This window comes from Vibrio sp. 10N.222.54.A3, assembly GCF_041474095.1.
Classification (GTDB): Bacteria; Pseudomonadota; Gammaproteobacteria; order Enterobacterales; family Vibrionaceae; genus Vibrio; species Vibrio crassostreae_C.
This window is the reverse complement of sequence record NZ_JBFRTN010000138.1, coordinates 1-2,205: the sequence shown is the minus strand read 5'-3', so window position 1 is coordinate 2,205 and position 2,205 is coordinate 1. Positions and strand designations below refer to the sequence as shown.

At 43.9% G+C, this 2,205-nt stretch carries 2 protein-coding genes; one reads left to right on the top strand and one right to left on the bottom strand.

The features are described 5' to 3' along the window. Nucleotides 1–157: 157 nt before the first annotated feature. Nucleotides 158–421 carry a GrxA family glutaredoxin gene (locus tag AB4507_RS21735; RefSeq protein WP_009847069.1) on the bottom strand — a complete coding sequence of 88 codons (264 nt, stop codon included), beginning with the start codon at nucleotides 419–421 and terminating at the stop codon, nucleotides 158–160. Between the two features lie 406 nt (nucleotides 422–827). Between AB4507_RS21735 and AB4507_RS21730 the strand changes: the two genes are divergently transcribed. Continuing rightward, complete coding sequence (locus tag AB4507_RS21730; protein ID WP_017060396.1) at nucleotides 828–2,120, top strand: iron-containing alcohol dehydrogenase; 1,293 nt, start codon at nucleotides 828–830, stop codon at nucleotides 2,118–2,120. The last annotated feature ends 85 nt before the right edge of the window (nucleotides 2,121–2,205 follow it).

Genomic DNA, 2,205 nt, shown 5'->3' with positions numbered 1-2,205 from the left:
ATTTACTTGATTTTGACCTTATTCTTATTCCGTATGAAAACTGGTCATAAAAAAGCCCGCTACAGTGAGCGGGCTTTTTATAAATCGTACAGTCTAACGCCTAAATGGGTCAGCTGTTTAAGGCTTTAGCCCTGATTCTCGTTTGAGAAATCCTAGCTTAGTCGAAAAGACCTAGGTTTTCTTTTGCGTATGCTTCAAATTCTGTGCAGCCGCCGATGTGGTCTTGGTCGATGAAGATTTGTGGAACTGTATCGACAGGTTTACCAACAGTCTTCTCTAGATCAGCTTTGCTGATACCTTCAGCGTGGATGTCAACGTAACGGTAGTTGAAGTCATCGCGTTTAGCTTTAAGAGTTTCAGCATGCTCTTTTGCACGAACACAGAATGGGCAAGCAGGGCGACCAAAAATAACTACAAACATTTAATTTCTCCTAAATACGGGATGAGGCTCGTTAACTCGATTATGTTAACTATTCTTTAGTGAATACCACTCAAAATTTCATAAAACCAACTATGCCTCAATGCCATGGGGAAATAAAGATGGAATTACCTCTTAATACAATAGGTTTTGTCTATCAGAGCAAATAATGGTCACAAAAAGGATCCATGCTGATTTCTGATGGGTATTCAGATTGATTACCCTTAATTTAAGAGTGTGAATTACCCCTAAGAATACGACATTAATCCATCTTTAATGCGACAAGTTGCACCTCGTCAAAAAAAGCGCATACAGAACGAGGCATCTTAATACTGATGCACTATATAAAGGCTAAATTCCAATAACCAAGAGTTCGCAGTTTTGTTCGGTCATAGGCGCAGGAGGCACCATGTTTCAATTTATGACATCTACAAAGATCATCTTTGGTGATGGAGCACTTTCCGCTTCATTGTCTCTCTTTAATCAATATGGCTACAGCGTGCTATTGGTTACAGGCAATACATTAGAGCGCACTTCAATTGTTACTGACTATCTTGATGCGCAGAGTATGCGTTATCAGCACATTGCCGTTTCCGGTGAACCTAATATCAAAATGGTTGAAGAGGCGGCTATTTCTGCTCGTCGATTTAAGCCAGATATGGTTGTCGCCATGGGGGGCGGTAGCGCCATCGATATGGGCAAAGCGTTGGCTGCGGTTTTACCTAATCAAGGCAATTTATATGACTATGTTGAAGTGGTCGGGCGTAATGTTCCTCTTAAAACCAAACCACTTCCGTTTATCGCAATTCCAACCACAGCGAGTACCGGCGCCGAGGTCACTAAAAACGCGGTGCTGAAATCAGGCCAAGACCAAGTGAAAATCAGCCTGAGAAGCCCAGACATGCTGGCCGACGTTGCGATTGTCGACCCAACCCTAACTCATGGAACCAATCTATATCTATCTGGGCGAGGTGCGATGGATGCCTTTACTCATCTAATGGAAGCCTACGTGTGTGGTGAACCGAATCCGTTAACCGATATGATTTGTGAAGAAGGGCTGCGTAAGTTGAGTGGTTCTGTGGTTAAAGCGTGTGTTTATGATGAGCCTCAAGCGCGTTCTGATCTTGCTTTCGCTTCTATGCTCGGTGGTATGGCGATAACTAATGCCAAGCTTGGCGCAGCCCATGGTTTAGCCTCCGCACTAGGAGGTAAGATTTCTGCGCCTCATAGTGTGATTACCGCGCGTTTAGCGCCGTTTGTGATGTTGGAGAACATAGCCGTTGCAAAAGAGCAGCAAAGAAGCGACATCCTAGCGCGTTATCAGCGAATCGCTCAGATAGTAACAGGTAACGTAGAAGCAATAGAAGAGGAGGCAATTTCTTGGTTATCGGAAGTGCTTGATACGCTTAAGTTACCCAACTTGTTGGAATTTGGTGTCTGTGAAGCCCAGTTTGATGAGGTGTCTGCCGACGCGCTCAAATCAGTGGCGATTAAAGGAAACCCTTTGCCGCTTAACCAAGAGAGGCTCGTGCATATTTTGAAGCAAGTATGCGAGAAGTGCAGTTGTAGAGAAGGGCATCATGAGGGAGCTTCAATGAATCAAATTGGGCAAGAGCCAGCTGTCGAGTCGAGCTTTACCATTATCAATTCTTATGCGTCCGAAAACAGCGTGGTTGAGAAGGGCAATAGTTGGACTATCTAACGGTCTTAAACTTGTTCGTTGTATAAGTCATTTTATACAGACAAATAAAAACGGAGCTCTAGGCTCTAATGCCGTTCACTTAAGA

Bases quoted from the DNA above. Each gene is read 5' to 3' on its own strand.
- AB4507_RS21730 (WP_017060396.1), top strand. From the start codon at position 828: ATGTTTCAATTTATGACATCTACAAAGATCATCTTTGGTGATGGAGCA.
- AB4507_RS21735 (WP_009847069.1), bottom strand. From the start codon at position 421: ATGTTTGTAGTTATTTTTGGTCGCCCTGCTTGCCCATTCTGTGTTCGT.